Origin of the sequence: Actinacidiphila cocklensis, assembly GCF_907177275.1 — a bacterium.
Lineage (GTDB): Bacteria > Actinomycetota > Actinomycetes > Streptomycetales > Streptomycetaceae > Actinacidiphila > Actinacidiphila cocklensis.
Genome location: NZ_CAJSLV010000046.1, coordinates 93,092 through 118,507, shown reverse-complemented (window position 1 = coordinate 118,507; position 25,416 = coordinate 93,092). Strand labels below are relative to the sequence as shown.

Sequence of the window (25,416 nt, the reverse complement as noted above, 5' to 3'; positions counted from 1 at the left end):
CTGTCAAGCTGCCACGCGTTCGGCGAGGATGGCGAGCACCTGGGCGGTGTCGTAGTACGGCTGGCGAGGGCTGCCTCCGGCGCGCGTCAGCCGGCCGCGGGCGACGAGCTGGCGGACGCCGGATGGTCCGATCCCGAGCGTGCTCGCGACCTGCCGAGTGGTCATGTGGCCGGCGGGGACGTACAGGGGCTCCATGCGTCCAGTGTGGCGGGCCGCCAGGGTTGGCCGACGAGCCGTCTGTGAACGATCGGGGAGGACCCGGTCACGGGGCTCCAACAGCGGTCGTGATGCGGTCTGAGGGATGCGGGTCATGTGGGCTCAGGAGTGGGGTCCGAGAGACCTGATCCGCGCACGCATCTCCCTGCGGATCGCGCTCCGCTTCTGCGGGTCCTTGAGCAGGTCCTGGCGCCGGCCGCCGCTGACCTGCTCGCGCAGCCACTCCATGCATTCTTTCGCGGCGTCGTTGGTCTTGACGCCGTCCCTCTCGCGGAGCTCGCACCACTCCTCAAGCAGGTCCGCCTCCTCGTACACGCCGGCATTGGCGTTCTGGAATTCGAAGGTTGGGATGACGACGCGACTGAAGTGGTGGACGCGCCGCTGTAGGAGCAAGTTGATGCCCTCGGTGCTCAGACAGGCGAGGCGGTTGCCTGCTTCAAGCTGTTGCGGCGTGACCTGGAAACAGTTGTCGAAGTAGGCCGCAGCGTGGGGTTCGCCGGGGTCCGTCCCGAGGGGCAGGTCCGGGAGGAACATCCGGTTGTAGGAGCCGCGCCATGAGCCAATCGGGCCCGGCTGGACTTCCGCGACCGTCAACCGCGGCGCCAGGGTGGTGCCGTCGAGTCGCAGGGAGCATGGGTGGTCCAGGATCATGACTGCCCGCCCGGCCGTGCTTCCGTCCGTGTCGCAGACGTTCACGTCTGCGAACACGTCTCCGGTGAGGATCGGGCGGACAGCGGAAACCTCATCGCCCCGGGCCAGGTACAACTCGCCGGGGCTCTGCGGCTTCTCCATTTCGTGGATCACGCCTTACTGGCCTTTCGGGCGGATCGACATCTCCCCGTCGGCTTCAACGTAGACCTCGAAGTTGGAGCGGAAGTGCTCGCGCCAGTCGGGGTCGTAAGCCGTGAGGATTTGCTCGGGATCGGTGTGTCCGCTGGCGTACTCCAGGACGAGTTCGGGCCTGCCGGCCGCGTACATGTCGGCCGGAGTGACGGGAGCAGCGGACACGATCGACATCTCGAACCACGACGCGATCTCCTGGACGTGGTAGCGGGTGGTGATCTCATCGCACATGGCGAGCAGCCCTGCCAGGCGTCGGCGGTTCTCGCCAGTCACGCCTCCTGAGCGACGCCACTTCTGCACGGCCGGGACACTGACCGCGAGCATGCGGGCTACGTCCCGCCATGCGAAGCCCAGGTCAGCCAATTCGTCCAGTAGCGGCGACGGAGCGGACCTGCCACGCACAGCGGTGCGCTGTTGCCAGGCTCTAAACAGCTCGGTCTGGTGGTGCTCGATCTTGTCCTCGTGGGCAAAGCGTGCGACCAGGCGCAGAGACCCGGCGGCTTCGGCAAGGTCGGACAGTTGCGAGGCAGTGGTCGTCGCAGGGCCCGACCGCTCGATCAAGTCCTTGGTCGGTGCGGTTGGAGCTGGCAGCGGACGGCGGATGTCAGTGTTCAACTCGCAGTACCTCTCTCCGGTATTCGTCGGTCACCAGTTGCTCGAAGAGCTCGTTGGCGGACAGCGCGGCTGCATCGAATCGCGTCTCGACGGATTCCCACTCAAGCACCTGAGTATCGCCCTCGGACGCCCAGAAGGAGTCCATGTCGATGAGATAGAAGGGGCCTGGATTGGGAGTAGGCCGCCGTAGGTCGCCGGTGGGGTCGACGGCGTAGCCGTCGAAGATCCCGTGCCGCAGAACGACACCCGATGCGGGGGTGCCGAACTCTGCCAGACCCTGCCAGTTTCGGGGGCCGCCATCATCGGCAGTCTTGATCTTGATCAGCCCGGTGAGCGCAGGGGAGATCCACTGTGCCCAGTCCTTGGCTTCGTCAACGTCCGGAGCCCGAACTTCGTTGATGTACCGGATGCCTAGGCGTTCGACGCCGTCGACCGGGGCAACCTTCTGCCGAGCCTCCACCGCTTGATGCAGTAGACCGCGCAGTGCGCTGCGGCGCTTGTAGCGGGTGGTCTCGACCACGATGGCATCAGGCCGGTAGGAGATCGAGGCGGTGTGGTCGCGTGTCATGTAGCGAGCGTCGGTGATCCTTTCCTGGCTAGTACCTGAGGTAGTCACGGTGAGGTTGATGCGATGGGCGGGCTTGAAGAGCGGAAAACTGCTGGTCAGGACAGCCTTGAGCGACGCCTGGTCGGCGTCGCTCAGTGCGGGAGCGGCCGGGTGCCGAAGCTCGACGACTGTCAGGGCCAAGGGCGGGTTCGGGTAGATCTCACGTGTACCCATGCAACAGATACTTGCAGAGGAAAACCAGAACAGCAACCGACAGAGCAACCAGTGGACGAGTCTTCACGAAGGGCCGTCGACGACGGCCGGTGTGGTGCCGGTGGCCCCACGATCATGGGTCTGAGTGTCCTCTCAGAAGTGCTCGGTTCGGGGCTGAGCCGGCCAATCCCGCGGGCGCCTCCCTGCCTCTTTTACCTGGAGTTACTCGCTGCCGGTCTCCTGGCCGCGGTCGGCGAGTGCTTCCGACATGGCAAGGCTCCGGGGCTGCCGTTAGATCCGCGAGGCGCCAAGCGCGCAGGCCCACGCGCTAGCGAGGGTGGTGGCGACCTGCGGGGCGGACATGTGGCCAGCGGGGACGTACAGCGGTTCCATGCCCCCATGATGCCCCTACGCTATCGGGGCCTCTGTGTCATTTGAGCTGTTGCCGGGCGGCGCGCTCCTCGCGGAGTATGCGCGCCCTGTCCTGGCGCTGGGGGTCGCTGTGCCACCACCAGGTATAGGCCGCGATTCCGGTGGTGAGGAGGAGGAGGCCGATTGCCCAGGGCGTGATGCTGCTCCAGGTTGAGTGACGTCCCCAACGCCAACTGGCTATCAGGAAGGCGTCGACGGCGAGCATTCTCGCTGCGGCGGTCAGCGCTTTGCGCGATCTCAGAGACACCGCTGCACTCTACGGGTACGTATGAGCCGCCGACAGGCGGACGACCGGGATCGGCGGCTCATACGGCCGATCGGGGGCACCCTGATGTGGACCTCGAAACCCGATATCACCGCAGGTCAGGTGACCGTGGCGGGGATATCGGGGTCGAAACCGGTTTCGGGTTGGGGTGAAACCGGGCTGGGCTACTCGTCGTCGTCTTCGGGGTCGGTGGCGGCCTCGGGGATGTCGGTCCAGCGGACGCCTTTGGCGCCGCCGCAGCAGTCCCGGATGGTGATCTGCGCGGTGGCCACCTTGTACGGGCGCAGTGCCGCGGACAGGGTCGCGGAGCTGGCGGCCTGGATCTCCCGGTCGGTCAGGGTGGGGTCGGTGCTGATCCATGGGCCGTACAGCTCGGGCCGGTAGGCGACCAGTGCCTCGACGAGGCGGTGGGAGTGCACGGCGGTCGCGCCGTCGGGCCAGATGGCGCGCAGGTGGTCGACGACGGTCTCGACGTCGACCGGCTCGATGACCTGCCCGGCGGCTTCACCGGTGAGGGTGCCGGCGGCGATGCGCAGGGCCAGGCCGCGCTGCCCGATGGCCCGGGCGAGTTCCTGGGCGATGTAGTAGGCGCGGACGATGCGGGCGTTCATCGCGGAGCGGGCGAGCCAGCCGGTGCCGGAGTCCTTGGGGTCGGAGCCTTCGGCGGGCTCGAAGATGTTCGCCCTGATCCCGCGCTTGTACATGCCGGTGCCGAGGATGAGGTCGTTGGGGATGTGGCCGGTGATGGCCAGGCAGAACCTGACGATCGCGTTGTCGCTGACCATCTTCGGGATGCTGTCTGCGTCGGGCTTCTGGGTGGTGAAGATCAGCTCCATGCCGTAGGCGCGGGCCTTGCGGATGAGGCGCCCTGCGACCTCGGCGGCGGGCTTGCCGTATTCGGGGTGCTCGAAGAGCGTGTGGACCTCGTCGAAGATGGCCAGCAGCGGGTGAAGCCGCAGGTGCGGGTACTTGTCGGACAGTGCCCGGGTGACCTTGCGGCCGTTGGGGACGTCCTCGACGGGCAGGTCGGCCACGGCCTTCTTGCGGCGCTTCATCTCGCGTTCCAGGGCGCGCATTCCGTCGAGGGTGGCCTTGCACTGCTCGTCGTCGTCACCAGACACGTACCGGTGGCAGATGGGCTCGACGGAGTCGAGGTCACCGGAGCCCTTGAGTTCGTAGACCCACATCTCGCAGGTGGGGTCGAGGGCGCCGGCCAGGGCGATGACCAGGACAGCAGAGGTCTTCCCGGAGCCCATCACCCCGCCCATCAGGACGTTCGTGCCGATCAGGGACAGGGGCACGGTCTCACCGCGAGGGGTGACGCCGAAGGGGAACTCGCCGTACATGTCGGCCTGCCCGTCGTGGGCGAGCGGCCAGACGCGCTTGATCGTGCGCGGGTCGGTCTTGGCCACCCACAGGTTCGCCCGCGAGGGGTGCTCGGTGCCGACCGAGGGCCACACGCACTGCAGCGGCCTGCGCATCGCCCCAGCCAGCTCCTTGCGCTTGTCGAGCAGCTTCTCGGCGAGGACACCGCGGGGCAGGTCCATCTCGGCGAGCCAGCCGGGGCCGTCGACCTGGATGGGGTTGACGAACTGCGGGGTGCCCTTGATGCCGATGGCGTCGAGAGCGTCGGTGATCTCCCTGCTGTTCAGCGGTCGTTGCAGGTGAACGGACACGTAGCGGGTGATGACGGGCTTGTCCTGGCGGCGGCCGGCCACCCCGAGCAGCGCCAGGGCCAGACCGGTGGCGGCGCCCAGCTCCCAGGCGGGCAGCAGGAACCCGGCGACGGTGGCGCCGATCGCGGTGGGTGCGGCGACCACCGCGGAAGTGATGCGGCGGGGGCGGACCCGGCGGGACTTCTCCCGGGACAGGCTGAGCCACGCTTCGACGTCCGCGGTGGTCGCCGCGGCGGTCTCGACGGGGCGGGCCTCGGTGTCGCACACCCAGCGGACCCAGCGGACGGTCAGGCGCCAGGCCCCGCGTGGGGACCGGCCGATGAGCCGCACGACGTACAGGGGTGCGCGGACGGTGTGGAAGGCCGAGACGTGCCCGAGGTAGGAGGCGGTCCAGCGGGTGTGTTCGGCCAGGTCGCGGGCGTTGCGGAGCCAAGGCGCGAGGACGGGGGGTGCGTCGGCGAGGTAGGCGCGGCGCTGTCCGATCCAGGTGCTGGTGTCGGCGGTGACCTGCGGCGAGTCGACGATGACGCCCTCGACGGGCTCGGCGAGCTGCTCGGTGACGGCCTCGACGACTGCGGCCTCGACGGTGTCGGGCGGGCTGGTGGCGTCGCTGCCGGTGGTGTCCTTGACCAGGCGGAGGATGGTGTCGGTCATGCTGGTGGTCCTGCTCTCTCTCGGGAGGTGCGGGGACCCGCGGCGGTCGGCTTCCTTGGCCGGCGTCGGCCGCCGCGGGGCGGAGCTACTTCTTCGCGGCCTGCTTGCGCTCGTTGGCCCTGTCGACGATGCGGTCGATGGCTTTCTCCTGGCGGGTGGTCAGGGTGCCTTTGCGGATGGCGGCCATTCCGGCGATGCGGATCACGCGGGCCAGGTCGAGGGGGCCGAGACCGTCGAGGCGATCGGCGGCGCCCATCAGTGGGCCTGCTCGGGCGGGGTGGTGCCGGTCTCGCTGATCGAGGCGCTGATGGCGATGCGCGCCCACGCGTCGGCCTCGGCGATGTCCTCGGTGGTGGGCCGGGGGGTGGCGGTCAGGCGGCGTACCGCGCGGTCGCGCAGCTCCGCGGCGGTCATCGGGTCGCCGGTGTAGGGCATGGGGTTCCTCTCCTGGACCGGGCTATCCGGCCCCACCGCGCCGACAGGGGTCGGGGGGAACCCCTGCCGCACGGAAGGGCAGGTCAGCGGCGGCGGATGTCGCGGTAGATGCCGTACACGACCAGGGCGACCAGGGCGGTGCAGACTGCGGCGATGGCCAGGGCCACGGCCGCAAAGGCGACGGTGATCATCAGCATCGAGCCGCCCGCGCCGATGGCCAGCCACTTCCCGGCGGTGCTGGCCGCGGACTGCTGAATCACGACCGGCGCTGGCTGCTGTGGCTGTTGGGCCTGGGCGAGTTGCGCGGCCTGGATCGCGGCGAGCATCACGGCGAAGTTCTCGCCTTGCTTGGCGGCGTCGATGGCCTCTTGGGAGGCCTCGTTGATGTCAGTCATGACGACGCTCCTGCGAGTTCGAGGGCGGCGCGGCGGACGCGGCGGCCGTAGCTGTCGGAGGTTCCGAGGCGGGTTCCGATGGCGGTTCCGGTGAGCTTCGGATCGGACTTGAGCCAGAGCTGCGCGAGGGTGACGTGCTCGACGCTGACGCCGGGCGGAACCTCGGCCGGTTCCGGCTTCGGTTCCGCCTCCGGCTCCGTCCGTTCCGGGCGGGGTACCGGCTCGGCGAGGTGGCGGGGTTCGGCCTGCTCGGGGCCGGTTCCGGCGAGGAGTTCCGCGACGGGGACGACAGGGCCGAATACGAGCGGCGGCGCCTGGCGGGCGGCCACGGGGGGCGCGATCTCGACACGTTCGAGGGTGATCGGTTCCGGTGCCGGTTCCGGCGGAACCGCGGTCAGTTCCGCGGCGGTCGCGAACGGTTCCGCCTCGACGGCAAGGTGGTCGTGGACCTGTCGCATCAGGGCGCCGAAGGCGAGCAGTGCGGCCACCGGCGGGACGGCGGCGACCACGTAGGTGAGGGTCGGCGCGTCCTTCCCGACGCCGGCGACGTTGAGGGCGATCGAGCCGCCGGACCCGGTGACCATCAAGCCGACGGCCCACCAGTCCATGCCACCTCGGGCGAGCGAGGCGCGGAGCATCAGCAGTTCACCGATGACGATGAACAGGTCGAGGCAGGCGGGCCAGGCCCAGGCCCGGGAGCTGGTCAGCCCGTGGCCGGCGGACACGTCGTGCAGGTGCTCGTAGGACAGCCAGAAGGCGAAGCCGGTGAGCAGCACCGTGGCGGTGACCGCACCGAGCGCGGTCCAGTCGCGGGCCTTCATCGGCCACCTCCGCGGAAGGGCACGTGCCGGGCCAGCCAGGGCCGGGCGATGGCGCCGGCGGTGAAGGCGACCAGGGCGGGCTGTCCGGCCGCCCAGACGGCGGCCGCGGGAATGAGGGCGGCGGCCTGCCCGGCCAGGTGCGGGAACACCGCGGCCAGGGCGAGCAGGAGGCCGAGCACGAGGCTCTTCACTGGCCCTCACCCCCGCCCAGGGCGGCGGGCTGCCACAGGGTGTAGGTGACCGGGGCGGCGGCGGTGCGGGCGCGGATGTCCGCGGCCAGGGCGGCCGGGTCCAGGCTGGCGACGTAGTCCGGGTGCAGTGCGACGGACAGCACGGCGTGCAGGTCGATGAGGCGCCGGTGCATCAGCTGTTGCCAGGCGTGGTCGTCGACGTCGGCGGTGCTGGGCAGCGGCAGGTGGACGGCGTCGCGGATCGCGGCGAGCAGGTCGCTGGACAACGTGGACTCGCCCGCGGTGCGGGTGTCCTTCGCGGCGGCGTGCTCGGTGGTCTCGGTCGGCTCGTTGAGGCAGCGGCGCGAGCAGATCAGCATCCGGGCGCCAGAGGGCCAGGTCGTACCGGACGGGTCCGGGAGCCACGGGCCGGCCTGGTTGCCGCAGAGGTAGCACTCGGCTCCGCTGGGCTCCGGCTGGGAGAGCGCGGTGTGGATTGCGGACGCCAGCGGGTCGGGGCGATCGGTCATCGCGCGCCTGCCGGGCGGATGCTGCCGGTGACGCCGGCCTGGGTGGCGGTGATGCGCAGGGTGCGGCCGCCGGTGCGGCGGATGACGCCGGCGGCGACGAGGCGCCGGGGCGGGGGTGCGGGCGTGCCCGCGGGCATGGAAAGATCCATGTCAGCCGTCTCCTTGGTGATGTCAAGGTGTTCGGTTAGGCCCTGGCCGGGGTGTAGGAGCCCCGGCTGGGGCCGTCTTCAGTTGTGGGTTATGGCTGCTGTTGCTTGCGCTCCAGCGCCTTGATGGCCCGATTGACGATCGCCCGGCTGACCCCGAGGTCTCGGGCGACTGCGGCCTGCGAGCCGAGTTCGGTGACGCCGTCCTGGAGCGCCTTTCCGCGCTTCTGGGTGGCGTCGAGGTACTTGGCCCAGGCGGCCGACTGGTCTGCTACGGCGGCGTCATGGCGCTCTCTCCACGTGGTCACGTCCCTCCTTGTACCGGAAGTGGTGGTGGGACCTCCACTGTAAGCAGCCCCGCATACGGTGTCAACAGGGTCGCTTACAATGCGGCGGCCAGGTCGCGCTGCGCGACGCGCAGTGCGGCCCACACGCCCGGCGGGTACGTGGCCCCGCACCAGCCGCACCGCAGCACCTGCTGGCCCTGCGGCAGCAGCAACTCCGCCCCGCACGCCGCGCCGTGCACCAGGCGCGGGCAGCGGCCCATCCGCGCGGGCAGGTCGCCCGCGCCGACCACGGACCGCGCGCCGTCGAACAGCCCGCGCACTTCGCCCGCGCAGTCGCCCGCCGCCGGCCAACTGCTCGCGATCCAGTCGACCGCGGCGCCCAGTGCCGCGCAGGCCGCGGTGGCCCGGGCGCCGAGGTCGTCAGCGCCCGGAACGGCGACGGGCACGGCCCGGTCGGCCGCGAGCGCCCGCGCCCACACCTCCAGCACGCCGAACTCGGCCCGCTGGTCGACGACGTCGAGCCGGGCAGGCGCGGGCGCCTCGACGAGGGTGGCGCCACGTCCGCCGTCCGCGGTCCGGCCGGGCGCGAGCATGCTGCCGAGCGCGGCGTAGAGCGCGGGCAGCTGGCCCAGGCGCAGGCCGAGGTCGGCCGTGCACCGGGCGCACAGGTAGTCGGCGCCGGCGGGGCGGTCGCACATCTCGCAGGGCACGGGTTCTCCTGGTGGTTCAGCGGGTCTTGGATCGGTGGCCAACGCGAAGGTGGCCGCAGTACCGGCAGCGGTAGACGGTGAGGCTGGTGGCGCCGAGGTCTAGAAGTGCGTCGCGGTGCGCGGCGGCGGCCTGGCTGGTGTGCGCGACCTTGTGGCCGCAGCTGCGACGCCGGCCGTACCGGCGCCGCTTCACCGCTGCTCCTGGTCGGGCTCAGGCTCTTCGCTGCCGCCGGGGAACCAGCCCCGGCACACGGCGGCGCTCACCGGGGCACCGCCGTGCCGTCGGCGGCGCGGGTTGCGCGCCGCGCCCGGCGGGCGGCGAGGTGGGCGTCGTGGGCGGCGAGACACCGATCGCAGCGACAGCCGTAGTTCTTGTACGTGCCCTGCTTGCCGTGGCCGGCCCGGTCGGCGGCCTCAGCGTCGCCGTGGACCTTGTCGCGCCACGCCGCGGACCGCGCTGCCGCAGCGGCCTTGCAGGCATCGCAGCGACATCCCCGCTGGTGCCCCGCGGAGGCGTCGGGCGCGATCCCGCCTCGGCGCTCGCTCCCTTGCTCCGCCATCGGGGCCAGCCCGAGCATGCGCAGCAGGTCCAGGCACTCCGCCGTGTTGACGGCGCGGGCAGCCACCTGAAGGGCCGCGCGGCGCTCCCGCGGGGTCACCGCGCACCTCCCGCCCCGGTCTCGCTGGCGGGCACGAGGGCGTAGCCGCTGCTGGCGAGGTACAGCGCGATGTCCTCGGCGGCGGCGTGCGGGGTGTCGGTGACCGGGTCGGCGGTGAGCCGGTGGTCCTCGAGCGCGGCGGCGATGACGGCGACGGCGGCGGCGGGGATCGCGGGCAAGGCGGTTGTCATGCCGCGTCCCTGGCGGTGTGGAGGGTGGCCCGAAGTTGGGATGCGAGCCAGTCGCCGACCTGCTCGGATACGGCGTTGCCGAACCCGTCGACCTGGTTCCGGGCGGATCCCCAGACGATGAAGGTGCCTTCGTGGCCGGGGAAGTCGACGTCGAAGCCGCAGCCGCGGCCGACCTCGTACGCCCGCATCATCCGGAAGTAGCAGTCCTCTAGCGGCAGATCCCGCAGAGCGGCCCGCCACTGGGCCATGAGCAGCGCTGTGGTGTCGTGGGCGGTGATGGTGCCGAGGGGGTCGGTGAGCGGGTGCGGCGCGGTCTCGTTCCCCGTGGAGCCGTTCTGCTTGTACCAGCTGGCGGCGGTGAGGAGCCCCGGGATCTGGTCCGAGGTGAACGTGGGCATCGCCTCGCTGTGAATGGTGGGCACCGTGTTCTGCCGGTAGGGGACGACGCCGCTGCTCACCACGGCGAGGGTCTCCGAGCCGACCTGGGTGGGCAGCGGCTCACCGGCCCCACGGGGGGTGCCCTGGTAGTTGTCTACGGCGATCGCTATTGGCGTGGCCAGGCCAGTGGCGGGGTCCTGGTTCCACAGCGACTGGACCAGCGGTCCGGTCGAAAGGATCGACGTCTCCTGTTGGCTGGTCTGCGTCGACATGGGCTGCCAGGGGTGCCGCTCGGAGCCGTGCACGGCCTTGGCGGGCATCAGCACCGCGGGGAAGTCTGCGAACCGCTGACGGCAGCGCTCCGCGCGGGCCATCGTGGCGGGAGCGAGCGGCCCCCTGGTGACGATGCCGGTCTTCTTGTCCGTGAACTCCTTGATCGGCTTGTCACCGATGCGGATGCCCAGGTCGCTCAGGTCGAGGGCGACCAGCGAAGGCGTCATCGGCGGGACCACGGGGGTGCGGCAGGACGGGCACCGGTACTCGTACTGCTTGCCGTAGCGCACTGACCCGGTCGGCGGGATGCCGGTCTTCCACGTCCACACCGCTTCGACGTCCTTGTCGCAGTGGTGGCACCGCGACACGGGCCGGTGGTCGAGGTCGGGTGCGGGCAGAGACTTGTCCCAGAACGCGATGTATAGCCGGTCGCGGGACTGCGGCACACCGAAGAACTGGGAGTTGAGGTACAGCACCCGGTGGTCGTAGTTGAGGAGGTCGAACTGCTTGAGCCACCACCGGTAGGTGCTGCCGTCGCCGATCTTCGGCTTGTTGGGGATCGCCGGGCCCCACGAGGTGAGTTCGGTGGTGCACTCGATGAGGATCAGCCTCGGGTGGTGCTGGGCGGCGTAGTGCAGGACGCAGTTCGCCGTGGCCCTGTCCCTCTCGCTCCGGGTGACCCTCTCCTCGAAGTCGGGGTCGTCCAGGTCGAACAGGGACAGGCTCTGCTGGTAGGCCTTCTGGGTGTTGGCCTGCGAGTGGTTGACGCAGCTCACGCCGGCGAGCAGCAGGTCGGCGGCGGGAAGGTCCCGGGCGGAGTGGTAGTCCGCGGCGTCCGGGTCGACCAGGTCGGCGATCCAGTGCTCGGCGTCGGGGTGGTTCGCCTCGTGGACCTCGACCTTGTAGGCGTTGTGGTTCGCGGCCATGATCGTGGTGAACCCGGCCCTTTTGGCGGCCTGGGTGAAGCCCCCGAACCCGGAGAACAGGTCGACCGCGGTGTGGTCGTCGTGTCGGAACCGGCGCCGCCGAACGGCCGGCCGGTGCGCGGCCGTGCGGCTCTTCTTCGTGGATGACTTCATGACGCCTCCTGGGCGCTGACGGCGGCGTGCGCGGCCTCGGTGCGGCTGGGGTGGGGTGTGGCCATGGCGCGGCCGGCGCCGGGGCGTCCGCCGCGCTGGCAGGCGGCACCGGGGCCGGACTTGCACCAGGGGCAGAGCACGGTCAGCGCGTCGGGGTCGCCGGTGGCGACCGCGGTCTCGCGGGCGGCGCGACCGGGCAGGGTCTGGGCGAGCTGCTGGCGGGCGCCGGGCGGGATATAGCCGGGGCCGCGGCCGATGGCGCCGGTGAGGGCGGCGAGGGGCGGGCGGCCGCCGAGGGCGGCGCGGTGCCCGGCGGGGCCGGTCTCGCCGGTGGCGACGGCGGCCCGGTCAGCGCGCAGCGCGGTCATCCACAGCTGTGGATTGTCGGGGTCGGCGGCGGGCGCCGGGTCGGTGTGCCGGCCGATGGCGTCCTTGCGGTGGGTGTGCCAGGCGCGGGCGATGTCGGCGGGGATGATCGGGTACGGCGACGACGCGATGTGCTGGCGGACGATGTGGGCGGCGTCCCATCCGCGGGCGCCGGTCGGCGGCACATCGGAAAGCAGGTCGCGCCACTGGTCGAGGCGGTCGTCCGCCTCCGCCTGGTTGGTGGGGGCGGTGCGGGGGTCGAGGCGCGCGGCGTAGGCCAGCAGCGCAATGATCTGGTCACGGGTCATGGCTCAGCCCTTCTGGGCGGCGTTGCGGTAGAAGTCAGCGGCCTGCTCGGCACGGGTGCGCGGCCGGCCGGTGAGCGGAATCACGTCGCCGTCAGGCCCGAAGGCCGAGGCGGCGGGCAGCGGCGGCAGTTCGCGCCAGCCGGGCAGGAAGTACCGGGCGTAGGTGATCTCCCGGCGGGCGGCCTGCTGCTGCGCGTAGGCGGCGAGGGCCGGGGCGCCGGAGCGCTTGATGAGCGCTTCGACGGTGAACCATTCGGCACTGCTGAGGTTCCAGCGGACGACGACGCCGGCGGCGGTGATCGAGTCGACCAGCGGGCGGGAGGCCTCTGGGATCCCAGGGCCGAGGTCGGGCGCGGCGGGCTCTCCAGCTTGCTTGCTACCACTCCTGGTAGGAGTGGTTTGGTAGAGGGGTCCGGAATCCGGACCCAAAGGGGTCCGGATTCCGGACCCCCCCGGTCCTGATTCCGGACCCCTAACCGAATCGTTAGGGGTCTCGATTCCGGACCCCTCGTCATCGCTACCGGTCCGGATTCCGGACCCCTGGGCGGCGATTACCGGTCCGGATTCCGGACCCCTAGCGCCGGGCGTCGGGCGGACGTAACCGACTGCGCGAGGCAGCCGGTACGCCGCGGCGCGGCTCCCGACGGCAGGCTCGACGATCTCCAACTCGCCCGTCTCGATCGCCTTGTCGACCGCGACGACGACCGCGGACTTCGACGCATTCAGGCGCTGCCGGAACTCGGTGGTGCCCATACGGACGACGCAGTCAGGCCCCGGCGCCTTGTCGGCGACAGCCAGCAACGCCAACCGGGCGTTCCCCTTGGCCTGGGAGTGTGTCCACACCCAGTGCATGGCGTCGATGCTCAACAGCTGTCCTTCGTTCAGCGGGGCAGGTGCGGTGGTGCGTCCGGGGGCGGCGATCTGGTGACCAGCCGCCCCCGGACCGGTCAGGTGCGCTTCTCGCGCTGCTCGCGGGCAAGCCGGAGAACCCCGGCGACTTCGGCCAGCAGTGCGCAGATCGAGTCGGCGTACTCCTCGTCGCTCGCCTTGAACGCGGCCTCGTAGAGGGCCAGGCAGGCGGGCATGTCTCGGTTGGCGTAGGCGACGACGAACCGCATCGCGAACGCCTTCGGCGGGTCCTCGCTCAGCGAGCTCGGCGCCAGCTCCTGCATGACCCACATGTCGCCGTTCTCGCGGCGGGGCGCGCGGTCGCCGTAGACGGTGCGGAGCCCGTGCTCTCCGGCGGAGGCCAGGGCGCAGCAGACGCCGTACATGAGGTTCCCGTCGCCCTGCTGGCCGAGCGTCATAAGCGCGACGGTGGCCTCGTCGGCGTCGCCGGCGACGGCGTGGGCCAGCGCTTCCATGACGAGGTCGGATGCGGTGTTGGTGTCCATCAGCGGCCCTTCGAGGTGACCGCGGCCTGGGCGGCGCGGTAGTCGGTCTGGGAGGCTCGGCGCTTGCCGCGGGCGATGGCCCGCTCGTCGATCAGCGAGGCGACGCCCTGCCCGGCCGGAGTGGTCCAGGCGGCGGACGGCCAGCCGGGACCCGGCAGGGGCTCGGGCAGGCCCTTCCGCGCCCACGGGGCGTGCCGGTCGCACTCCCAGCCGGACGGGTACAGCCGCGCCCGGGTCAGGGAGTGCCGCGGCTCCGGGGTCTGGCACGGGGGCGACAGACGGCGCTTCATGCCGCCCCCGTCCCGCGCCAGACCAGGCACAGCGACGCGCGGACCGTGGCCCGCTTGGAGCGGGCCACCCCGGCGGCCTCGATGACGCCATCGCGGGCTGCGGCCTGGAACCGCGGCCCCCACTGCGACGGGCTGACGGGCTCGTCGACCAGGCCCTCGGCGATGAGGTCCGCGGCCTGGAACTCGACGCCCCGGGCGGCCAGTACTCGGATCGCGGCGTCGCAGGCGTCGGCCCACGGCGGCGGGGTCGCGCCGGCGGCCTGGCGCATCCCGCGGGCCTTCGCCCGCTCCCCGCTGGCCGGGTCGACCGTGCCCTCGACGACCGCGGGGAACCGCAGCTGTACGGCGGTCACCGGAGGCCGCCGCGGGTGAACTTGAACGCGCCGCCCACAACACCGGCGCGGATCATGCCGCCCGAGACGGCCATGTCGATGGTGACCTCGATGCGGGCACCCCCGCCGATCCACGGGTCGACGTCCGTGCGGATCTGCTCCGCCAGGTCGGCGGCCGAGTCGGCGTGCGTGGTCAGCGGGGGCGGCGTGCGCCGCAGGCCCGTGAGACGGTCGCCGACCTGGCCGAGACGGTCGTACTGGACGACGTAGCGGCTGGGCTGGAATACCGGGGCGGGCGTGGCGCCGGCCGGGGTGGGCGGCGGCGTGAGCTGCGCCTCCGGACGCTCGAACCACGGCACGGTGTGCTCGGCGGGCGGGGCGGACTTGAGCGGGACGGGAACCGGCGCCAGATCGGCCGGGGACGGCCGACGGCGGCCGCGGGTCAGCTTCATGTGCGGTCCTTGCAGACGTGGTTGCGGGTCCGGGGCAGGTCGCAGTCGAGGCAGTCGCCCTCGGTGGTGGCCTGGACCTGCTGCGGGATGTACAGCAGCAGCGCGGGGCCGGCGGCCTGCGTCCGTTCGCGGGCCGTCCGGCGGACACGCAGACGGTCGAGGCGGTAGACGAGCGCGGCGGCAAGGAAGCACGCTCCGGCGGTGAGCAGGCCGGTCATCGATGCTCCCGCTCCACAGCGTCGGCCGCTAGGTTGAGCGCCCACGCAATGCCCTCGTCGGTCTCGTTGTCCGGCTGAGTCGGTAGAAGCGACCGGACGATCTCAGCCCCGGCGGCGCGCACCTCCGCAGCCTGCTGCTCCAGCTCGGCGACGCGTGCGATCAGCCACTCCACGGCGGGCGTCAACGTCTCGCCCAGCGGAAACGGGACCTTCCGTGGCTCGCCATCAGGGGAGAGTGCGCCGCGCATGTTCAGGGCGTCGTTCTGGAGCTTGACCAGCCGGCCACGCCGCCGGTCTCGCTGCTCGGCCAACCGGTCGACCTCTGCCAGCAGCGCAGCGGCGTGCGCGGCGGACCGCTCCACCCACCGAGCCACCGGGTTGTCAACGTCGATGATCGAGTCCTCGTCGTACGACGTGCGGCCGACGGCGAGTCGGTCGCCGGCCCGCATCGTCGGGTACTGCTCGCCGTTGCGCTGGTCGCGGAACTCCAGGTCGCCATACACCGGGTAGTCGGTCGCGGGATCCAGCACTTCGTCACCGCGGCCGTCGACCGGCTTGGCCGCGCGCAGCAGGTACTGGCGGCCGGAGTGGTCGGTGACGAGCTGCGGGCCGCCGGCACCGCGGACGCCGATCCAGCGCCACGGCGGCGCGGGCACGGCGGCCAAGTCGGCGCGGATCGCGGCGAGCGTCTGCTCGCTCAGCGGGGCGCTCATTCGCCTTCACCTGCCTCGGCCTTGAGTCGGGCGATCTCCGCGCGGGCCTCGACGAGTTCGTCCTGTGCCGTGCGCTGGCGCTCGTCGTAGGCCACCAGGTCGTCACGCCACCGCTGGACGCCCCGCAACAGCGACTCGGCAGCCTTGACCTGATCGGCCAGGGGGGTACCGCTGGGGAACTGGAGCGTGACGGACGTGCTCTGCTTGCCATCGGAGTACAACCACAGGGCTCCGAGTGCGCCGGAGCCGCGGGCGTCCGCGTGTTTGTCTAGGAAGACCGTGATCTGGCTGCTCACACCGCACCGCCCTGCGCGTCGGCCAGTGTGCGGACGGCGGCCGGCTCGGGCGGTGTGCCGGCGGCGAGCTGCTGCTCCAGTTCGGCGACCCTGGCCCGCAGCGCGTCCTCGGCGCTCATGCCCGGCGCGGCGAGCTTCAGCGTCAGCTGCACGCCCTCCCACGTTGTCTCCAGTTCGTGCCAGACGGTCCCCGGGCTGGCGGGGCCGCCGACCGCGAACTCGCCACCGAACCGCCACGCCACGGCGCTGAGCACCGCCTGCGGGTCCTCGGCGTGCACGTGCTGGATGACCTGGATGTAGGAGCCCAGGGAGCTGCTGCGCATCGACCAGTTGGCGTCGTGTGTCAGGGGCGCGGTCACCGGGTCGGCGAGCAGCTCCTCGATGAAGGCGTCGAAGACGGCGACGACCGTCGGACGCTGGATACTCTGTTCGGACATGGCGAAACCTCTCTGATCTGCGTTGGGTGAGGTGGAGCCGTGGGGGTCGCCGGGATTGCCGTCCGGGCGGCCCCTTTGCACGTGGGGGGTCAGGCGCCGATCGCGAGCGGGGCGGTGGCGCCCAGGTCCGCGTTGCGCTGCAGGTCATCGCGCGTGAACGTGATCTTCATGCCGTCGCGGTGGTGGTGAATCTCGCGACGCTGCGCCTTCTTCCGGAGCGTCGCGGCCGTGTAGGGCGAGAGCTTCAGCTCTTCGACCTGCTCGGGCGTGAAGCGCTCCAGCGTCCGGATGTCGATGACGGGGTCCTTGACCGGGGGCTTGCGCGTGGCCTTGGCGGTCACTGCGTCTCCTCAGTGGGGGCGGGCGGGGCGATGGCATCGACCGGCACTCCCAGAGCCGCCGCGATCCGCTCGACCGTGTCGCCGGACGCCCCGCACAGTCCCCGCTCCAGGCGGGAGATATGGCTGGGCTGACGCTTGGTCGCGCGAGCGAGACCACGCAGGGATAGATTCTGCGCTTCTCGGATGCTGCGGATAGCAGTGCCGTTCGCTGTCACCGTCAGAATCTAACGCTGTGCGCGTGGAATCTGCAAGAACCTCGCGGAATCTCGCGTCAGATTCTGACGCTGCGGAGCGTCAGGTCGTGACGCTCGGGGCGCAGGGGGCGCGCGCCATGCAACACCCGTGCGCCGAAAGAAACCCCTACGCGCAGGTCAAAGGGCCGGATTGCCACTCCCCTGTTGCATCAAGGTGTTGCATGATGGACCACCATGGAGACACCTTGGGCGCGAGTCGGCACTGCGCTCCGCGCTGCCCGCAAAGCGCAGGAACTGACGCAGGCCGAACTCGCCGCCCGCGCCGACGTCAGCGCCGGCACCATTCGAGCCATCGAGCGAGGCCAGGAGTTCCAGAAGGTCACACCGACGCTACGCGCAGTCGAGGCTGCGATCGGGTGGGCCGAGGGGTCGGTGCAGGCCATCCTCGATGGCGGCGAGCCCACTCCAGCGCCAGCACCAGAAACCACGCAGGCCGCCGCCGTGGCGAGCCTCGAAGGGTTGCCGTACCGAATCGCCCAGGCCCTCGCTGACGGCACGGCGCTGGACACCCGACTCAAGACCATCGGGTCAGGTGGCGAGATCGTGATCATCGTCAAGGGTCGCGAGGGTGCGACCGACGAGGAGAAACGCGCCATCTTGCGCGAGTGGGAGCGCCAGGAGGGGCACCTCGACCGGCTCGGAGAAGTAGCGGACGATTCATCAGATAATCAGTGATTGACCTTTCTGGTCATCAGATGGCTAGAAAGGGTGTACGCAGCGCACGCGCCCGTGGCAGCATGACCGGACCGATGAGGGGGCCGCCCAGTTCGGGGTGAAGGGCCGCACTATGGTCCGTGTTCTACGCGTGTCCAGCATGCCGCTTGGGGTGCTGCTGTGGGTGAGGCCGGTCTTGACCGGCCACGTGATGTACGTGAGCGAGCAGCTGCTTGACCACGGCGCCGTGTCGCCGTGGAAGGCAGACTGAGACCTCACCAAGGGCCGCTCAATGCGGTCCTGCCGAGGGGAGATCGGCGGCCAGGGGGGAATCTGGCCGCCGTCCCCAACCACACACGCAGCACCCCCAAGAGGTGATCCGATGGCGTATGCCGAGAAGCGCGTCAGCACCGCCAAGGGCAGCAAGGGCAAGGTGACCTGGCGCTCCCGGTACCTGAAACCTGACGGGACCTGGGGCAGTGAGCCCGGGTTCCCGACGAAGCGCACCGCGATCGAGTGGGGAGACGCTCAAGAGGCGGCAATCCGCGAGGGTCGGTGGATCGACCCCGCCCTCGCGCGCGGCCCCTTCGGCGCGTGGGCGCGGAAGTACATGGCGGACCGGGAGCCGCGCGGCCGCACCCGCGGCACCATGTGGGAGAAGCTGGAGACCCACATTCTGCCCCGGTGGGAGCACACGCCCTTGCAGGGCATCACTTGGTACGACGCGGAGAACTGGGCCAACGGACTGGGCTGTGACGACAGCACGGCGACGAAGTGCCTCACGATCATGTCGCAGATTCTCACCGGCGCAGTCGACGCGAAGCGCCTGCTCGTCAACCCGCTGGCGAACCGGCGCCGGTCGAGGCCAGCCGCCGTGAAGGAGACCCTGCACGCGAAGGACACGGCGGAGATGTGGGCACCGCCGGAGGTCGTACTCCAGCTCGCCCGACGCGTCGGCCCGCTCGACGGTCTGCACATCATCACCACGGCGTTCGCCGGCGTCCGGTGGGGCGAGTCCCTGGCGTTGCGGCCTGCCTCGCTGGGGGAGCGGCGTGAGCGCGGCTTCACCTGCCCCACGCTGGCGGTCGCCGAGGAAGTCGCCGAGTACACCCAGCGCGGCCCGGACGGCGAGCGCCTGGGCCTCTTCCTCGGCCTGGAGCCGGTGAAGACCGCGGAGTCGAAGCGCTCGATCGACTTGCCCCCGTTCCTCGCCGAGCTGCTGGCGACTCATGCCGCCGCGTGCCGGACCGAGTTCCTGTTCTGCACGCGAGCTGGCGGCCACTGGCGGCGCGGCAACTTCGGCCGGCAGGTGGTTCGTCCGGCATCCGACGGTCGCGAGGCACTGGCGGCGAGCAAGGGCCACGCGCCGCGCAGCGCCTGGGAGCCGATCATGCCGGGCCTGACCATGCGCGCCCTCCGGCACACCCACGACACCTACCAGGACGAGATAGGCGTGAAGCCCGCGTTGGCCTTCGAGCAGGCCGGCCACAAGCGCCCCGGGATCAAGGCCGTGTATCAGCACCCCACTCCGGACATGCGACGCGCTAGGCTGGAAGGGCTCCAGGGGATCTACGAGCGCGGGATGCGGGCGCTTGGGTGGTCGAGAGTGTGGGAGGAAAGTTGATCTCCCGAAAATCTCCCAAATGATCTCCATCTAGGGACACTTGGCAGGTCAACAGAGAAAGAGCGCCGCCCTTACAAGGCGGATGTCGGCGGTTCGAAACCGTCCACGCCCACCCCCTCTTCTCCTACCCGGGTATGTCCCGGACTCCCCCGCGCCGGCTCGCACGGATGATCGAGTGTTTGGGCGCTCCGTTACTCCTTTCGGGGAACGGCGGGAGTATGCGGGCGCGTCGGGTGCCGGGGTGCTGACGATGAACGCGTGAGCACTTCTAGGGGGAAGCGCATCCGCGCGTGGGCGGCACTTGCCGTGGTCACGGCGGCCGTGGGGTCGTGGGGGTTCTGCGGTGTCGCCGCGGCCGACCCCGGGCCTGCGGACCCGCCGGCGCCCGCCGGCCTGCCTGCCGCCGCGTCCGTACGCCTGCCCGTACCGATACCCGCGCATGTGCGTGTTCCCGTGTCCGCCGACCGTCCGAAGCCGCCGAAGATCCACGCGCCCAGGCCGCCGCAGATCCACCTGCCGAAGCCGCCGCGCCTGCCGCACATCCACCGACCGAAGCCGCCGCACGAACCGCACATCCACAAGCCGCACAAGCCGCACAAGCCGCACAAGCCGCACAAGCCGCACAAGCCGCACGTGCACAAGCCGCGGCCCGCGTACTGGTGCGGGCGGTGGCATCCGCACTGGCAGTGGCCCCCGCCGCTGCACTGCCACAAGCCGGTGCCGCCGACGAAGCCGCCGGTCGAACCGCCGGTCAAGCCGACGCCGAAGCCCGTGCCGAAACCGGTGGTGAAACCCGCGCCTGAGCCCGCACCGAAGCCGAAGCCGAAACCGGTGGTGAAGGTCGTTCCGAAGCCGGTGGTCAAGCCCGCCCCCAAGCCGCCCGCACCGAAGCCGAAGCCGAAGCCGAAGCCCGTCGTCAGGCCCGCGCCGCACCAGGCGCCGCCGGCCGTCGTGCACTGGCCGCGGCAGAAGGTCGCGCAGGCGGCGGCGCCGGAGCCGCACCGGCGCAAGCTCACGACCACGCTGCTGCTCACGACGGTGCCGGGACTGCTGGCCGCTGCCGTGCTCAAGCCCGGGTCCGGGGCGTATCGCAGGAACAACCGGTAGGACGCGAGGGGGAGTTCACATGTCGCAATGGGTGGTACTGCTGATCGCGATGGCCGCGGTCTGCGCGGTCGTCGTCTCCGTCGTCGTCCTCAGGCACCGCAGGATCTCCGAGGACGACGACCCGAGCGAGACGCCGGACGTCATCGAGTACATGGTCATGATGATCGGGGTGATCTACGCGATCGTGCTGGGCCTGGCGATCGCCGGAGTGTGGGAGGGGATGGGCGGGGCGCAGGCCGACGTGCTGGCCGAGACGCAGGCGCTGCACGAGGTCAAGGCCCGGGTGCAGGTCTACCCGGCCGGGGTCAGGGACAAGGTACGGGCGGACGTCGACGCCTATGCCGCGTTCGTCGCCGACAAGGAGTGGTCCTACATGCGCGACCACGGCGAACTCTCGCCGCGGGGGACGGAGTTGCTCAACCAGGTGCGCACCGACGTCACGACCTTCGACCCGAAGAGCGATCTGGCGGCGCAGGCGTACCAGCCGGTGGTGGACGAGGTCGCCGCGGCCGACACGGCGCGGGCCTCGCGCGGGCAGAACGCCGGCTCGACGATGCCGGGGGTGGTGTGGTTCGGGCTGATCGCCGGGGCGCTGGTGACGGTCGGGCTGATCTTCACGCTGCAGATCAGGCGGTCGGCGAAGGAGTTGCTGCTCGCCGGGCTCTTCAGCGCGCTGATCGCCTTCCTGCTGTTCCTGATCTGGGACCTCGACGCGCCCTTCGGAAGCGGTCTCGCGGTCTCCTCCGACCTCTTCCGCCAGCTGCTGTGAGCGCATGAAGCGGCTCCGCGCATGAAGCGGCCCCGCCGCCCGGACCTGACCGGGCGGCGGGGCCTTTTCACGGGCGCTCGGCGCCGCTAGTCAGCGCCAGTTGGACACGTTCACGTTCTCCAGCACGCCCAGCGCGTCGGGCACCAGGACGGCCGCGGAGAAGTACGTGCTGACCAGGTAGCTGATGATGGCCTTCTCGTCCACGCCCATGAAGCGCACGTTCAGGCCGGGTTCGTACTCGTCGGGCAGGCCGGTCTGGTTGAGGCCGATCACGCCCTGGTTGTCCTCGCCGGTACGGATCGCGATGATCGAGCTGGTGCGGGCCTCGGTGACCGGGATCTTGTTGCAGCTCAGGATCGGGATGCCGCGCCAGGCGGGGACGGTGGAGCCGAGGCACTCGACCGGGTCGGGGTAGATGCCGGCCCGGGTCCACTCCCGGGCGATGGCAGCGATCGTCCTGGGGTTGGCCAGCAGGTAGCGGGTGCCGCGGCGGCGGCTGATCAGCTCGTCCAGGTCGTCGGGCAGCGGCGGGCCGGCGTGCGGCTGGATGCGCTGCTCGTACTCCGCGTTGTTGAGCAGCCCGAACTCCGGGTTGTTGATCAGCTCGTGCTCCTGGCGCTCCCGCAACGCCTCGACAGTGAGCTTGAGTTGCTGCTCGGTCTGGTTCATCGGTTCGTTGTAGAGGTCGGCGACGCGGCTGTGGACGCGCAGGACGGTCTGGGCGACGCTCAGTTCGTACTCGCGGGGCTTGACCTCGTAGTCGACGTAGGTGCCGGGCAGCTGGGCCTCACCCCGGTGCCCCGAGGCGAGTTCGATGTTCGCCTCGCCGCGCCTGTTGGCCCGCTGCTGCGGGATCACCAGGACCGCATCCAGGTGCTCGCGCAGCGACGTCGCCTGGGCGAGCAGCTGCTCCAGGGCCTGCCGGGGCAGCGCCAGTACGGTGGTGGCCGCCACCGCGCGGGCGGTGAAGGCCCACTCGCCGTCCCCGCTGAGCAGCACCTGCTCGCCGAAGTGGTCGCCGTCGGCCAGGGTGCCGAGGCGGTTCTGCTCGCCGTACGAGCCCTCGCTGAGCTTCTCGACCTTTCCGTGGGCGATCAGATAGACGGTGTCGGCCGGCTGCCCCACCTCGGCCAGCACCTCGCCGGGCGCGAACTCCCGCTGGACGAAGCGGTCCGCGAGCGCGGTCAGCGCCTCCCCGTCCTCGAAGGACCGCAGGTGGGCGATCTCGCCCAGCTCCTGCGGGATGACCCGGACCTGCGACCCGGTCTTGACGAACGTCACCCGCCCGTCCCCGACGGCGTAGCTCAGCCGCCGGTTGACCCGGTACGTGCCCGCGTTGACCTGCACCCAGGGCAGCACCTTCAGCAGCCACCGGGACGAGATGCCCTGCATCTGGGGCGTGGACTTGGTCGTCGTGGCCAGATTCCGCGCCGCGGCCGTGTCGAGGCTCGTACGCGCGGCGTCCTGCGGATTGCCGTGTGCGGTGTCCTGGCCCGCATCAACCGACATGTGGATGTCCTTCCCGTATGGGGGTGATACGGGAGTATTCTTTCCGTCACGCTGGGTGCTGCCTATTGCCGTATCGAGTGAGAATACTTTTGACGTCGGTGGGGGAGTGCCACGAAAAACCGCCCGCGGGCGGCCACTTGGGGCGCCGGCGGGCGGTCAGAGGGCTTCGACGACCGAGCTGCGGTCGGGACCCGCGGCGGCCTGCGGCGGGATCGCCAGCGGCACCGCCGCGTAGGCGGCCGCGGCCATCGCCGTACGGCGCTCGCGGCGGAAGACGTACGCGGCGAAGGCGCCCGCGCCCAGCAGGGCGACGACGGACATCAGAGTGCCGAGCCAGCTGGCGCCGAGCCACTCGCCGCCGATCCAGCCCAGGCCCACGCTGTAGGTCGCCCAGCAGACGCCGGCCAGCGCGGACCACGGCAGGAACTCCCGGGGGCGGCGGCGGGCCGTGCCCGCGCCCAGGCTGACCACGCTGCGGCCCGCGGGCGCGAAGCGGGCGAGCACCACCAGGGCGCCGCCACCGCTCGCCAGCACCTGGCCGAGCCGTTCGTGGGCGGCCGACAGGCGCCGCGAGGACGCCATCCGGCGGTGGAACCAGTCCCCGCCGCGGAAGGCCAGCCGGTAGGCGATCGCGTCGCCGAGGCAGGACGCCACGGCGGCGCAGGCCAGCAGGGCCACGATGTCGAGGATGTCGTCACTCGTACCGGACGAGCCCGCGGACGCCGCGCTGACCACCAGCACGCCGCTGGGCAGCACCGGCACGAAGACGTCGAGGAGAACCGACAGCGCGACGAGCAGGTAGATCCACGGCCACTCGAAAAGAGAGCCCAGGCCTTGCAGCACCGCGCCTCCTCGTCCTTCGCCAGTCCTACGCGTCGTTGTCGGGTCCTGTCGGGTCCTGCAATGCCGCTGGGAGCGTGCCGATGCCTGGCGGTGCTTGATCCGTACCGTGTCACATCCGTGCTTTGTGCTCGTCTGTGCTGGTCAAGGCCTTGCGGAGCTGTCAGTGCCGGTCTCGCGTCAACGGCGGCGGATCTTCATCCACCGTCAGCCGTACAGCGTACGCCAGCATGGGCCGTCGGCACCGGTCAGGGTGCGTGACGTACGAGACAATCACGACGTTGTCACGGCAGGAATACTTTCCCTCGGGAATGGTCCGCCCTCCGGGAATGTGCCGCGCCGCGGCAGTTGACGGCGGCACCGGTCCGGCTCCCGCGGGCGCCGTGAAAGTGCCGATACTGAAATCTGCCCAGGTGGCGCGTCCCGTACACTGGTGGGCAGCAGAAGGGGAGTAGCTCTTCGCCGGACCGTCGACATACTGCCCGGGTTCGCCTGCGGCGCCGAAAGGCGCGGCATGGGACCGGGGCCGGCGCCCGGAGGCAGCGATACGGAAACGTGACGCGGCCAGCGAGACCTTCGGCCGCAGTGTTCCGACGCTGCCGTGCCGAAGCGACCCTTTTCCGCAGGTCTCTCTCGGCAGGGCAGTCCCCTACCGATCGAGGAATCCGACCCGTGTTCAGCATCACCGTCATCGCCGTCGTCTTCGGCGTGATCTTCCTGGCCGAACTCCCCGACAAGACGGCGCTCGCCAGCCTCATGCTCGGTACCCGTTACCGCGCCTCCTACGTCTTCGCGGGCGTCGCGGCGGCCTTCGTGGTCCATGTCGCGCTCGCCATCGCCGCCGGCAGCCTGCTGACGCTGCTGCCGCACCGCTTGGTGCAGGGCGTGGTGGGGCTGCTCTTCCTCGGTGGCGCGGCCATGCTGCTGCTGCACAAGGACGAGGGCGAGGAGACCGTCAAGCCGCCCGCCGACCAGAGCTTCTGGAAGGTCGCGGGCGCCGGCTTCATGCTGATCCTGGTCGCCGAGTTCGGCGACCTCACGCAGATCATGACCGCCAACCTCGCCGCCCGCTACGACGACCCGGTCTCCGTGGGCATCGGTGCGGTGCTGGGTCTGTGGGCGGTCGCGGGCCTGGGGATCTTCGGCGGCAAGATGCTGATGAAGCGGGTGCCGCTGGCGCTGATCACGAAGATCGCCGCAGGGGTGATGGTGCTGCTGGCCGGTTTCAGCCTGTACGAGGCCGCGGTGGGCTGAGCGGGCGCGGGCGGGGACGGTGGGCCGGGGTTCAGCCCACCGTGACCGTCAGGAGGCCGTCCGCGGCCGTCACGCGGACGTCCTCCAGGGACGGGGCGTGGGCGGACGGCTCGAAGGCGGCGGCGCGCGGTCCGACGCCGATGACCCGCATGCCTGCGGCACGGGCCGCGGCGATGCCGACCTCGGCGTCCTCGAAGACCAGGCACTCCTCGGGGGCGAAGCCCAGCTCCGCGGCGCCCTTGAGGAAGCCCTCGGGGTCCGGCTTGCTGGCGCCCACCCGCTCGGCGGTCACCATGACCGGCGGCAGCGGCAGTCCGGCGGCGCCCATCCTGGCCAGGGCCAGCTTCTCGCCGGCCGAGGTCACCAGGGCGTGCGGGCGGCCGGCCAGCGAGGCGAGGAAGGCGGGGGCGCCGGGGACCGGGACGACGCCGTCGAGGTCGGCGGTCTCCTCGGCGAGCATCACCGCGTTCTCGGCGAAGTTCTGCGCCATCGGGCGGTGCGGGAGGAGCGCGGCCATCGTGGCGTGGCCCTGCCTGCCGTGGACCACCTTCAGGACGGCGGCCGGGTCCAGGCCCTGCCGGATCGCCCAGCGGCTCCAGCAGCGCTCCACCACCGCGTCGGAGTCGACGAGCGTCCCGTCCATGTCGAGCAGCAGGGCGCGGGCGGTGAACACGGACGGCATGGGGCTCCCTGGGACGGCGCGGGGCGTACTCAGTGGTTCCG

The 25,416-nt window shown here is 71.0% G+C and carries 39 protein-coding genes; 5 read left to right on the top strand and 34 right to left on the bottom strand.

The window, feature by feature from the left end:
- Window positions 1-3: 3 nt before the first annotated feature.
- The 31 genes from NFU81_RS10020 to NFU81_RS41250 all read right to left on the bottom strand — a co-directional run bounded on the left by NFU81_RS10020 (window position 4) and on the right by NFU81_RS41250 (window position 16,897).
- Complete coding sequence (locus NFU81_RS10020) at window positions 4-195, bottom strand: helix-turn-helix domain-containing protein (RefSeq protein ID WP_251487685.1); 192 nt, start codon at window positions 193-195, stop codon at window positions 4-6.
- A gap of 123 nt (window positions 196-318) precedes the next feature.
- A complete protein-coding gene (locus tag NFU81_RS10015; RefSeq protein WP_251487683.1) occupies window positions 319-1,008 on the bottom strand; it encodes a hypothetical protein in 690 nt (229 codons plus the stop codon).
- A 15-nt stretch (window positions 1,009-1,023) separates the two neighbouring features.
- On the bottom strand, window positions 1,024-1,674 hold the full coding sequence (locus tag NFU81_RS10010) for a hypothetical protein (protein WP_251487681.1): 651 nt from the start codon (window positions 1,672-1,674) through the stop codon (window positions 1,024-1,026).
- Entirely contained in the window at window positions 1,664-2,455 is a 792-nt protein-coding gene (locus NFU81_RS10005) for a TIGR04255 family protein (RefSeq protein WP_251487679.1), read from the bottom strand. The genes NFU81_RS10010 and NFU81_RS10005 overlap by 11 nt, the downstream gene beginning before the upstream one ends.
- A gap of 409 nt (window positions 2,456-2,864) precedes the next feature.
- The gene (locus NFU81_RS10000) at window positions 2,865-3,113 is read right to left on the bottom strand and encodes a hypothetical protein (protein WP_251487677.1); all 249 of its coding nucleotides are present in this window, start codon (window positions 3,111-3,113) and stop codon (window positions 2,865-2,867) included.
- Between the two features lie 182 nt (window positions 3,114-3,295).
- On the bottom strand, window positions 3,296-5,461 hold the full coding sequence (locus NFU81_RS09995; RefSeq protein WP_251487675.1) for a zonular occludens toxin domain-containing protein: 2,166 nt from the start codon (window positions 5,459-5,461) through the stop codon (window positions 3,296-3,298).
- A gap of 85 nt (window positions 5,462-5,546) precedes the next feature.
- Window positions 5,547-5,717, bottom strand: a complete 171-nt coding sequence (locus NFU81_RS09990; protein WP_251487673.1) for a hypothetical protein — start codon at window positions 5,715-5,717, stop codon at window positions 5,547-5,549.
- Window positions 5,717-5,896, bottom strand: a complete 180-nt coding sequence (locus tag NFU81_RS09985) for a hypothetical protein (protein ID WP_251487669.1) — start codon at window positions 5,894-5,896, stop codon at window positions 5,717-5,719. The genes NFU81_RS09990 and NFU81_RS09985 overlap by 1 nt, the downstream gene beginning before the upstream one ends.
- An 83-nt stretch (window positions 5,897-5,979) precedes the next feature.
- A complete protein-coding gene (locus NFU81_RS09980) occupies window positions 5,980-6,291 on the bottom strand; it encodes a hypothetical protein (protein WP_251487667.1) in 312 nt (103 codons plus the stop codon).
- A complete protein-coding gene (locus NFU81_RS09975) occupies window positions 6,288-7,112 on the bottom strand; it encodes a DUF2637 domain-containing protein (protein ID WP_251487664.1) in 825 nt (274 codons plus the stop codon). Before NFU81_RS09975 ends, NFU81_RS09980 begins: the two co-directional genes overlap by 4 nt.
- A complete protein-coding gene (locus NFU81_RS09970; RefSeq protein WP_251487661.1) occupies window positions 7,109-7,303 on the bottom strand; it encodes a hypothetical protein in 195 nt (64 codons plus the stop codon). Before NFU81_RS09970 ends, NFU81_RS09975 begins: the two co-directional genes overlap by 4 nt.
- Window positions 7,300-7,812, bottom strand: coding sequence for a hypothetical protein (locus tag NFU81_RS09965; protein ID WP_251487657.1), 513 nt, complete (start codon window positions 7,810-7,812; stop codon window positions 7,300-7,302). The genes NFU81_RS09970 and NFU81_RS09965 overlap by 4 nt, the downstream gene beginning before the upstream one ends.
- A complete protein-coding gene (locus NFU81_RS09960) occupies window positions 7,809-7,961 on the bottom strand; it encodes a hypothetical protein (protein ID WP_251487655.1) in 153 nt (50 codons plus the stop codon). The genes NFU81_RS09965 and NFU81_RS09960 overlap by 4 nt, the downstream gene beginning before the upstream one ends.
- 89 nt (window positions 7,962-8,050) lie before the next feature.
- Window positions 8,051-8,266: a hypothetical protein gene (locus NFU81_RS09955; protein ID WP_251487652.1), complete on the bottom strand. Its 216-nt coding sequence runs from the start codon at window positions 8,264-8,266 to the stop codon at window positions 8,051-8,053.
- Window positions 8,267-8,340: 74 nt separating this feature from the next.
- Window positions 8,341-8,955, bottom strand: coding sequence for a hypothetical protein (locus NFU81_RS09950; protein ID WP_251487649.1), 615 nt, complete (start codon window positions 8,953-8,955; stop codon window positions 8,341-8,343).
- Between the two features lie 16 nt (window positions 8,956-8,971).
- Complete coding sequence (locus tag NFU81_RS09945) at window positions 8,972-9,148, bottom strand: hypothetical protein (RefSeq protein WP_251487646.1); 177 nt, start codon at window positions 9,146-9,148, stop codon at window positions 8,972-8,974.
- A gap of 67 nt (window positions 9,149-9,215) precedes the next feature.
- A complete protein-coding gene (locus tag NFU81_RS09940) occupies window positions 9,216-9,614 on the bottom strand; it encodes a hypothetical protein (RefSeq protein WP_251487643.1) in 399 nt (132 codons plus the stop codon).
- The gene (locus NFU81_RS09935) at window positions 9,611-9,805 is read right to left on the bottom strand and encodes a hypothetical protein (RefSeq protein ID WP_251487640.1); all 195 of its coding nucleotides are present in this window, start codon (window positions 9,803-9,805) and stop codon (window positions 9,611-9,613) included. Before NFU81_RS09935 ends, NFU81_RS09940 begins: the two co-directional genes overlap by 4 nt.
- Complete coding sequence (locus tag NFU81_RS09930) at window positions 9,802-11,535, bottom strand: DNA cytosine methyltransferase (protein WP_251487637.1); 1,734 nt, start codon at window positions 11,533-11,535, stop codon at window positions 9,802-9,804. The genes NFU81_RS09935 and NFU81_RS09930 overlap by 4 nt, the downstream gene beginning before the upstream one ends.
- Complete coding sequence (locus NFU81_RS09925; protein ID WP_251487633.1) at window positions 11,532-12,209, bottom strand: zinc finger domain-containing protein; 678 nt, start codon at window positions 12,207-12,209, stop codon at window positions 11,532-11,534. The genes NFU81_RS09930 and NFU81_RS09925 overlap by 4 nt, the downstream gene beginning before the upstream one ends.
- A gap of 3 nt (window positions 12,210-12,212) precedes the next feature.
- Window positions 12,213-13,076 carry a hypothetical protein gene (locus tag NFU81_RS09920; RefSeq protein WP_251487631.1) on the bottom strand — a complete coding sequence of 288 codons (864 nt, stop codon included), beginning with the start codon at window positions 13,074-13,076 and terminating at the stop codon, window positions 12,213-12,215.
- A gap of 80 nt (window positions 13,077-13,156) precedes the next feature.
- Window positions 13,157-13,603, bottom strand: coding sequence for a hypothetical protein (locus tag NFU81_RS09915; protein ID WP_251487628.1), 447 nt, complete (start codon window positions 13,601-13,603; stop codon window positions 13,157-13,159).
- Window positions 13,603-13,893 (bottom strand): hypothetical protein, encoded by a 291-nt coding sequence (locus NFU81_RS09910; RefSeq protein ID WP_251487625.1) that lies wholly within the window; start codon window positions 13,891-13,893, stop codon window positions 13,603-13,605. Before NFU81_RS09910 ends, NFU81_RS09915 begins: the two co-directional genes overlap by 1 nt.
- On the bottom strand, window positions 13,890-14,246 hold the full coding sequence (locus tag NFU81_RS09905) for a hypothetical protein (RefSeq protein ID WP_251487622.1): 357 nt from the start codon (window positions 14,244-14,246) through the stop codon (window positions 13,890-13,892). Before NFU81_RS09905 ends, NFU81_RS09910 begins: the two co-directional genes overlap by 4 nt.
- Window positions 14,243-14,677: a hypothetical protein gene (locus tag NFU81_RS09900; protein ID WP_251487619.1), complete on the bottom strand. Its 435-nt coding sequence runs from the start codon at window positions 14,675-14,677 to the stop codon at window positions 14,243-14,245. Before NFU81_RS09900 ends, NFU81_RS09905 begins: the two co-directional genes overlap by 4 nt.
- Window positions 14,674-14,895: a hypothetical protein gene (locus NFU81_RS09895; protein ID WP_251487617.1), complete on the bottom strand. Its 222-nt coding sequence runs from the start codon at window positions 14,893-14,895 to the stop codon at window positions 14,674-14,676. Before NFU81_RS09895 ends, NFU81_RS09900 begins: the two co-directional genes overlap by 4 nt.
- A complete protein-coding gene (locus NFU81_RS09890; RefSeq protein WP_251487615.1) occupies window positions 14,892-15,608 on the bottom strand; it encodes a hypothetical protein in 717 nt (238 codons plus the stop codon). The genes NFU81_RS09895 and NFU81_RS09890 overlap by 4 nt, the downstream gene beginning before the upstream one ends.
- Entirely contained in the window at window positions 15,605-15,904 is a 300-nt protein-coding gene (locus NFU81_RS09885; RefSeq protein WP_251487613.1) for a hypothetical protein, read from the bottom strand. Before NFU81_RS09885 ends, NFU81_RS09890 begins: the two co-directional genes overlap by 4 nt.
- Entirely contained in the window at window positions 15,901-16,341 is a 441-nt protein-coding gene (locus NFU81_RS09880; RefSeq protein WP_251487610.1) for a hypothetical protein, read from the bottom strand. Before NFU81_RS09880 ends, NFU81_RS09885 begins: the two co-directional genes overlap by 4 nt.
- Before the next feature lie 89 nt (window positions 16,342-16,430).
- Window positions 16,431-16,682: a hypothetical protein gene (locus NFU81_RS09875; protein ID WP_251487607.1), complete on the bottom strand. Its 252-nt coding sequence runs from the start codon at window positions 16,680-16,682 to the stop codon at window positions 16,431-16,433.
- Entirely contained in the window at window positions 16,679-16,897 is a 219-nt protein-coding gene (locus tag NFU81_RS41250) for a helix-turn-helix domain-containing protein (RefSeq protein WP_422665172.1), read from the bottom strand. Before NFU81_RS41250 ends, NFU81_RS09875 begins: the two co-directional genes overlap by 4 nt.
- 213 nt (window positions 16,898-17,110) lie before the next feature.
- On the opposite strand from NFU81_RS41250, the gene NFU81_RS09870 reads away from it, so the two are divergent.
- The 4 genes from NFU81_RS09870 (at window position 17,111) to NFU81_RS09855 (ending at window position 21,090) form a co-directional block, all read left to right on the top strand.
- Entirely contained in the window at window positions 17,111-17,611 is a 501-nt protein-coding gene (locus NFU81_RS09870; protein WP_251487605.1) for a helix-turn-helix domain-containing protein, read from the top strand.
- 361 nt (window positions 17,612-17,972) lie between these two features.
- Entirely contained in the window at window positions 17,973-19,214 is a 1,242-nt protein-coding gene (locus tag NFU81_RS09865) for a site-specific integrase (protein WP_251487603.1), read from the top strand.
- 258 nt (window positions 19,215-19,472) lie between these two features.
- Window positions 19,473-20,321, top strand: coding sequence for a hypothetical protein (locus NFU81_RS09860; protein WP_251487602.1), 849 nt, complete (start codon window positions 19,473-19,475; stop codon window positions 20,319-20,321).
- A gap of 19 nt (window positions 20,322-20,340) precedes the next feature.
- Complete coding sequence (locus tag NFU81_RS09855) at window positions 20,341-21,090, top strand: bestrophin-like domain (RefSeq protein WP_251487600.1); 750 nt, start codon at window positions 20,341-20,343, stop codon at window positions 21,088-21,090.
- A gap of 90 nt (window positions 21,091-21,180) precedes the next feature.
- Here the strand turns inward: NFU81_RS09855 and NFU81_RS09850 are convergent, their stop codons facing one another.
- Window positions 21,181-22,599, bottom strand: a complete 1,419-nt coding sequence (locus tag NFU81_RS09850) for a family 2B encapsulin nanocompartment shell protein (RefSeq protein WP_251487598.1) — start codon at window positions 22,597-22,599, stop codon at window positions 21,181-21,183.
- A gap of 156 nt (window positions 22,600-22,755) precedes the next feature.
- Window positions 22,756-23,442, bottom strand: coding sequence for a DedA family protein (locus tag NFU81_RS09845; RefSeq protein WP_251487596.1), 687 nt, complete (start codon window positions 23,440-23,442; stop codon window positions 22,756-22,758).
- Between the two features lie 669 nt (window positions 23,443-24,111).
- Between NFU81_RS09845 and NFU81_RS09840 the strand changes: the two genes are divergently transcribed.
- Window positions 24,112-24,693, top strand: a complete 582-nt coding sequence (locus NFU81_RS09840) for a TMEM165/GDT1 family protein (protein ID WP_251487594.1) — start codon at window positions 24,112-24,114, stop codon at window positions 24,691-24,693.
- A gap of 31 nt (window positions 24,694-24,724) precedes the next feature.
- On the opposite strand, the gene NFU81_RS09835 is transcribed toward NFU81_RS09840, so the two are convergent.
- On the bottom strand, window positions 24,725-25,375 hold the full coding sequence (locus NFU81_RS09835) for an HAD-IA family hydrolase (RefSeq protein ID WP_251487589.1): 651 nt from the start codon (window positions 25,373-25,375) through the stop codon (window positions 24,725-24,727).
- Window positions 25,376-25,416 lie beyond the last annotated feature (41 nt).